Raw genomic sequence first — 7,004 nt, 5'->3', positions numbered from 1 at the left:
CCAGCGGCTGGAACTGCTTGGGCAGCTGGTCACGCGAAACAGGCCACAAACGGGAACCGGCACCGCCGGCCAACAGAACCGGTGTGATCTTTCGAGCGTATGTGTTCAAAGTGGAACCTTTCAAATTTTCTATCGCCCCCTTGTTTTCTTGATATCGGACGTGGCGTGAGGCTTCAAATGCCGGCGGGAGCCTTTCCACAGTGAAAGAACCCGTTCATTGCATGCCCCGGCGGGATTTTGCCGAAGTTTTCACGGGTGACGAGCGCATTTGACAAGGATTGAGGACCACCTGTATAAGCCGCCCATCTCTCCGCCGCTCCCTTGAAAGTTAAGGGTTTAAAGCGGAGCGTGTCCCCCGATGTGGGTGATTTGATAACGCTGCATCGGCGTCAACTGCCATTTGGTGGGGCATGAAGGTATGTCTGCAAGGATGACTGAAGTTTTTTTCGATCTTTCAGAGCTTTTTCTGAATTCCGGCGTCAAATTCAAGTATTACGGCATTTCCCGGACGGTGATGGAAGTCGCTTACGAGCTGACCAAGTTGGATCCTGCCGTCCGCTACGTGATATATTCGCCGTATCATGGTCGGTTTTTCGAGGTCTTTCCGAGGGTTGGAGAAGCGTCCCCAACCGGGGTGCTGGATCACAATCTTCCGCCTTCTGCGACCCCCCTTCGCCTCCGCCAAAGTCTCTTCAATAATAATCCCGTTAAATCTTCGGTTTATTGGGCAATTCGAAAGATCGTCGATTTCAGAAACCGGCGACGTTGGGCGACTGTTCCGGATGGCGCAGCGAAAGACGTCGATCTTTCCGGTCAGGTGCTGGTTTCGCTAGGCAGGCCCAAGATCATGTCCGACTATCTGACGGCCCTTGAAGCCAGTGGAACGAAGGTGACGTTTGTTCCACTTTTGCATGACATGATACCGCTGCACGATTTCACGCACAGGAACCAGTTCTCTTTTCCGAAGAACTTTCTGCATGACAACCAGGTAGCCATCAAGGCATCGTCTCTCATTCTCACGAATTCGGAATTTACGGCGCGGGAAGTGCTGCATTTTTCGCAGAAAGACATATTGCCGCCGGTGCCGAAGGTTGTTGCCGTGCCGCTTTGCAACGAGTTGCGTCCGACGTCGGAGCCGGTGGAGAAGCGCGGGCCGGCGGGGCGTTATCTATTGTGCGTGGGAATCTATAACGGCAGGAAAAATCTGGAATGTGTGGTTGAAGCCATGATGTCCCTCCACGAAAGGGGGCTCGACGTGCCCAATCTCGTGCTGGCGGGCGCAAGACGCAAGCGGGTGGAAAAATTTCTAAGGAACAAGAGATTTCTGCCCCTGGCCGCAAAATTTCATTTCGTACTCAACCCCAACCAGGCCGAACTCGCCGAATTATACAGGAACGCTTTCGCGCTTGTTCTCCCCAGCCGGATGGAGGGATGGGGCCTGCCCATCAGCGAAGCCCTGTGGTGTGGAACCCCGGCATTGGCGGCGGACGTTCCGGCTCTAAGAGAGGCCGGTGGCGATCTGGCTCGCTATTTTGATCCGGAAAAGCCGGAAGAATTGGCGGATATTCTCGGCGAGTTGTTGGGGAACCAAGAGGAATACCTAGCTATGCGCCGCAAGATTGCTGAAAGCAAACCTTCCATGCGAACATGGCGTAATGTTGCCTCTGAAATACTTTCAGGGGTGAAAAATACGCTTTTAGCGGCCTGAGGCGTTTCAGGTATCATTTTGGATGTCTGTACGTTTACAGAAAATGATTCGGTAAATACCGGCGAATATCATAGAAGAGATTGCTGTCTGCGCATTTTTTGGAATTCGTGTCGGCATACAACGCAAGATGACCAGAAAATCTGGGTTGATTAAAGTACAGGTGGAATATGAAAAAGGCGTTGATAACCGGGTTAACTGGTCAAGATGGAGCCTATCTCTCGCAATTCTTGCTGGAGAAGGGGTATGAAGTCTATGGCTTGGTGCGCCGGTCCAGCACTGCAGATGTCAACGATACGCGCCTGAAATGGTTGAATATCGATAGAGATGTTCGTTTTATCGATGGAAATCTCACTGATCTCTCCAGCATAATTCGTATCATGCGTGACGTGCAGCCCGACGAGATATACAATCTTGGAGCGCAGTCATTCGTGAAGTCCTCGTGGAACCAGCCACTGCTTACGGGGCAGGTTACCGGCATCGGTTGTGCAAACGTGCTGGAGGCAATGCGGCTTGAGGCGTCGGGTGCACGTTTTTATCAAGCATCTTCTTCCGAAATGTACGGCCTAATTCAAGAAGCGATGCAAAACGAGACAACGCCGTTTTACCCGCGTTCTCCTTATGCCGTCGCAAAGCTTTATGCGCACTGGATGACGGTCAATTATCGTGAGAGTTTCGGTCTGCACGCCTCCAGCGGTATTCTGTTTAACCACGAATCGCCACTGCGCGGAATTGAGTTCGTGACCCGAAAAGTCACCGATGGTGTGGCCAGAATCAAGTTGGGGCTTCGTGACGAGCTTCGTCTCGGTAACATTGACGCAAAGCGTGACTGGGGTCACTCCAAGGACTATGTGCGCGCAATGTGGCTGATGCTGCAGCAGGAGATTCCGGACGATTATGTCGTCGCAACAGGACGCACGGTTACTGTTCGGGATATGTGCAAAATCGCTTTTGGCCACGTGGGTTTGAATGTCGATGACTATCTCGTCATCGATCCAGAGCTGTTCCGCCCGGCAGAGGTTGATATTCTTCTTGGCAATCCGAAGAAAGCGAAAGAAAAGCTGGGCTGGGAAGCCACGATCACGCTTGAAGAAATGATTTGCGAAATGGTTGACGCGGATATCAGTCGGCTTTCAAAGTGAATATGGCACAGCAGAATTCTGTCTCCAATCCCTGTATCTTGATAACGGGAGCGAATGGATTTGTCGGACGTTGGCTGCGGGAGGAGCTGCAGAACGCCCTTCCGCCGTCCGCTCGAATTATTTCCACTTTCAAAGGAGGTGGGAACAGCGACATTACTCGATCGCAAAGGACTGAAGTTGCGATTGAGCTGGACATCGAAGATGAGCAGGCTGTCGACGAAGTGATAGAAACATGGCGGCCAAATGTGGTTATACATTTGGCTGCGGTTTCTCACGTGTTGGAAGCCTCCGCTTCTCCGAAGCAGACATTTGCCGTCAATCTTAACGGTACAATTGCGCTAGCATGCAGTGTGCGAAAGTTTTGCCCCACGGCTTTATTCATCAATATCGGATCTTCCGAGGTCTACGGGAGCAGCTTTATCGGTGCGAATGCCCCGCTGGACGAAGAGACCCTGCTTGCTCCGACAAACGTATACGCGACATCCAAGGCGGCCGCTGATCTCTTTATTGGTCAGATGGCGAAGAGCGGGCTGCAGTCTGTCAGGTTTCGACCTTTCAATCACACGGGGCCAGGACAAGCCGAGAATTTCGTGGTTTCGGGTTTTGCGGCCCAGATCGCGCGGATCGAAAAGGGTTTGCAACCACCGACTATAAAAGTGGGCAATCTGGAAGCACGCCGTGATTTTACCGACGTGCGGGATATTGTTTCAGCCTATGTTACTGCGGCCCTTTCTCCTCCTGAGAGATTTGCGGGCGGCGTAATATTGAATTTGTCGTCCGGAACAGCGCGTCGAATTGGAGATATTCTTGAGAGTCTGCTTGCGATGTCTCAAGTGAAAATTCAGATCGTCGAGGATCCCGCTAGAATGCGGGCCAGTGAGGTGAGTTACGTTGCGGGAAGTTCGGCAAAGGCTGGTCGTCTTCTGCAATGGTCACCACAAATCCCTTGGGAAACAACGCTGCGTTCAGTTTTGGATTATTGGCGCGCAAGCGTCTGAATTCATGCTGATGACGAGATCGGTTTGATCGAGATCCGCTCCATTTGCCTGTGTTTCGAATGGGAGTGTTGTCATCGTCGATAACGGAATCTGTCTGGATGGTGGGTTCTGTGTTCTATTTAATTTACCGGGAAAGACAGGATTGAGCTTTCCCTAAGAAAAGCGCGGAAGCGACAAAGGGTAAACTTGCCATATGTGCAAATTTACTTTGATTCCAATATGATTTTGGGGACATTATGTCTAGTGGCAATGAAAAAATGCGCGTGTTTTTCGACATATCCAGTTTAGTGGCTTATGTCTCGAAAATAGATCGATACTCCGGAATTCAGCGTGTTCTCGTAAATATAATAACCGAGCTCGGGCATAGGGCTTCAGATGCCGAATTTTATTTATGTTTTCATGAGGGCGTAAGTAAAAAATATGTATGCATATCTTTCAGTGACTTTGATATAGCGAACTTTGATGACCCTCGATCGCTTCGAGGTGCGCTGAAGATCGGGAAAGCACGAAATTCTGCCGAGATTAATGTAATCTCAAAATATAATTCGAGTGTAGCGAAATATTATTTCCATAGGACGAGGCTGGATGTTCTGGCTTTCCTCGGCTCGAAAAGTTCGTTCTTACGCTACAACATAACGCCTGAGCGTTGGCTGGAGATGCGGTTTCCGAAAGACAAAAGAGTTCGAAAGGAGACGGCAAGAAAGAGTTTTCTGGCGATGTGTCGCCCGGGGGATGCGTTGGTCAATCTCGATAGCTCGTGGTTACCTCTGCATGAGAGAACATTTTCCGCTGCTAAGGAAAAAGGCGTCATTTGTTATACGCTCGTCTATGATCTTATTCCCATCCTGCTGCCGCAGACGACACATGGAATGATGCCTCTTATTTTCCATAAGTGGCTCGCAAACAGCGTGGAATACACCTCGAAATACCTTTGTATCAGCAATGCTACCAAGAGGGATCTTCAGGTTTTTTTGGCGAAATACGGTTACGAGCGCGAGGTAGAAGTCTTATCGCTGGTGCAGCAAGGCATAGATAAAAAAATCTCCGCCGAGGCGCTTGGGCCGATGTCCACCCGCGTCAACAAGGATGCATATCCGTGGTTATACGAGGTGGCCGAGATTTCCGACGATGTACGCAATGTGGCGACTGTTCCCTATGTCTTATGTGCCGGAACGATTGAAGCGCGGAAGAATGTGTGGCGTATTGCTCAGAGTTGGCAGCGCTTGCTTCAAGACGGAAACTATGACCTGCCACGGCTTGTATTCGCTGGTAGAAAAGGGTGGCACATTGAGGCGTTTGAAAATTTCCTGAAAGGTACGGGGAATCTCAACGGGTGGATTCAAGTGGTCGAGGCGCCGAGCGATAGCGAATTGGCGTTCCTGTACAGAAACTGCAAGTTTTCGATCATGGCGAGCCTTTACGAGGGTTGGGGGTTGCCGGTCGGGGAGGCGCTTTCCTACGGGAAAACCGCCGTTGTCGCCAATAATAGCTCCCTGCCGGAGGTGGGAGGGGAGTATGTCGAATATTGCGACGCGACTTCGATAGAGAGTATCGCTGCTGCTTGTGGTCGTCTTATCAATGACCCGCAGCGCCTCCATGAATTAGAAAAGAGTATCTCCACCGCTAAAATGCGTAATTGGGAGGAGGTATGCAGCGATTTGCTCCATATTCTTGGCCTTACCGATAAGGTCACGAGCTGAAAAGAGTTGTGCCCTCTTTCAATTTTGCGTTGGCAGTTCGATTTGCATCGGAGGTTTCTGTGGATCTGAGTTCTTATGTAACGGCCTTATATCATGGACTGCTCGGCCGAGCACCGGATGCAGCCGGCCTTGAACATTTTACCGCTGTTGCTCAACAGGAAGGATTGTCTGAAGTCGTTACTGCGTTGGTTGGAAGTGCGGAGTATCAGCATCGCCAAGCGCAGCAGATGCGGCCGAGCCCTATAGAGATGCCGATCGTGGATCGCGAACTCGTAATCGTCGATGTGGGCGCCCAGAAGCTGGTGAGTGAGGACCATATCTATACTCCTCTGCGAAAATCGGGAGTGTCGCATAGATGTATCGGTTTCGAGCCGCTGGAGCATAGACGCGCTGAGATGATGGCGGACGACCCTGATTTGCAGCTTTTCCCTGACTTTATCGGGGATGGAAGCTTGCAGACATTCTACGTCAACAATGATGATGCAACTTCGTCATTATTGCCCCTCAACAGAAACCTCAATGCCCATCTGGAGCACTTGGAAACACTTGAAACGGTCGATACCCAGCCTGTTTCCACTTCAACACTGGACAATGTTTTATCCGATGTCCCCGTTGTCGATTTTCTGAAATTGGATATTCAGGGGATGGAATTGAAGGCCCTGAAGGGCGGTGTGGACGTTTTGAAGCGCACGAATGTCATTCACTGTGAAGTGGAGTTTGCTCCGATCTACGATGGCCAGCCTCTCTTTTCTGATGTTGAGCTCTTCCTAAGGGAGCATGGCTTCATATTTGTGGACTTTACAGCCGAGTGCCGATACGCCTACGTGGGACACGGTTTTAAGGAGCGTCTCGGTTGGGGGGATGCTGTTTTCTTCCGAAGCAATGCAAATGGTAGCGACAAGATTGCGCAGGCCGTGATCGCAACATATGTTTACGGAAAAAATGGCCTGGCGGAGCGTCTTCTCGCCAACCAATTTTTGTAATTATGGCCTTTGTCTTCGGGCAATATATTTTTGGTTTTGTTCTGCTTGTGCGCGACCGGCGTCCTTCGATCTTGGCCGGATTTTTCTGATTCTGTTCGTGATGACGGAGGGGCATCAAGGGGCAGTCGGGATTGTGGTATGCTATGGCCGAATGAGGACTATTGTGTTGACGACAAGTGAGCAGATTGATGTCGTCGTCTTGCCTCTGAAACAATGCTTTCCGCACATCGCCAGACTTTGATGACATCAGCCCTTGGTCGGTTTCCGGCGAGGAAATCAACCCTCAAAATTTCAGCTATCAAAGGTTCAGTTTTAACGGGTCGGAGCAGCGGGACGTGATGCAAACGCCGTTGCATCGGAGCCTCTTACCGGACCGTCGCTGCCTCCACTCCAGTCGTGACGCAAAGTGCATGATGCTGGATTAGTCGCTCAGTTTGGCTGGCAGGATGTTTGAAAGCATTGTTTACGCCGTTCTT

6 protein-coding genes are annotated in these 7,004 nt (G+C 50.7%); 5 read left to right on the top strand and 1 reads right to left on the bottom strand.

The features are described 5' to 3' along the window. Nucleotides 1–109, bottom strand: a 109-nt coding sequence (locus tag ACI2KA_RS17000; RefSeq protein WP_404503642.1) for a sugar phosphate nucleotidyltransferase, incomplete at its 3' end; no start/stop codon positions are given. Between the two features lie 321 nt (nt 110–430). Between ACI2KA_RS17000 and ACI2KA_RS16995 the strand changes: the two genes are divergently transcribed. The 5 genes from ACI2KA_RS16995 (at nt 431) to ACI2KA_RS16975 (ending at nt 6,528) form a co-directional block, all read left to right on the top strand. Continuing rightward, complete coding sequence (locus tag ACI2KA_RS16995; RefSeq protein ID WP_404503636.1) at nt 431–1,708, top strand: glycosyltransferase family 4 protein; 1,278 nt, start codon at nt 431–433, stop codon at nt 1,706–1,708. Nucleotides 1,709–1,875: 167 nt separating this feature from the next. Further along, entirely contained in the window at nt 1,876–2,847 is a 972-nt protein-coding gene (gmd, locus tag ACI2KA_RS16990) for a GDP-mannose 4,6-dehydratase (RefSeq protein WP_404503635.1), read from the top strand. Nucleotides 2,848–2,849: 2 nt separating this feature from the next. Beyond that, nucleotides 2,850–3,845, top strand: coding sequence for a GDP-mannose 4,6-dehydratase (locus ACI2KA_RS16985; protein WP_404503634.1), 996 nt, complete (start codon nt 2,850–2,852; stop codon nt 3,843–3,845). 236 nt (nt 3,846–4,081) lie between these two features. Beyond that, entirely contained in the window at nt 4,082–5,545 is a 1,464-nt protein-coding gene (locus tag ACI2KA_RS16980; RefSeq protein WP_404503633.1) for a glycosyltransferase family 4 protein, read from the top strand. Nucleotides 5,546–5,604: 59 nt separating this feature from the next. After that, nucleotides 5,605–6,528 carry an FkbM family methyltransferase gene (locus tag ACI2KA_RS16975; protein ID WP_404503632.1) on the top strand — a complete coding sequence of 308 codons (924 nt, stop codon included), beginning with the start codon at nt 5,605–5,607 and terminating at the stop codon, nt 6,526–6,528. Nucleotides 6,529–7,004: the final 476 nt, after the last annotated feature.

It is taken from the genome of Agrobacterium sp. NPDC089420 (genome assembly GCF_044900305.1).
GTDB lineage: Bacteria > Pseudomonadota > Alphaproteobacteria > Rhizobiales > Rhizobiaceae > Agrobacterium.
The sequence above is the reverse complement of the archived record's forward strand: the minus strand, read 5'-3'. Positions and strand labels throughout refer to the sequence as shown.

Bases quoted from the DNA above. Each gene is read 5' to 3' on its own strand.
- ACI2KA_RS16995 (WP_404503636.1), top strand. From the start codon at position 431: ATGACTGAAGTTTTTTTCGATCTTTCAGAGCTTTTTCTGAATTCCGGC.
- gmd (WP_404503635.1), top strand. From the start codon at position 1,876: ATGAAAAAGGCGTTGATAACCGGGTTAACTGGTCAAGATGGAGCCTAT.
- ACI2KA_RS16985 (WP_404503634.1), top strand. From the start codon at position 2,850: ATGGCACAGCAGAATTCTGTCTCCAATCCCTGTATCTTGATAACGGGA.
- ACI2KA_RS16980 (WP_404503633.1), top strand. From the start codon at position 4,082: ATGTCTAGTGGCAATGAAAAAATGCGCGTGTTTTTCGACATATCCAGT.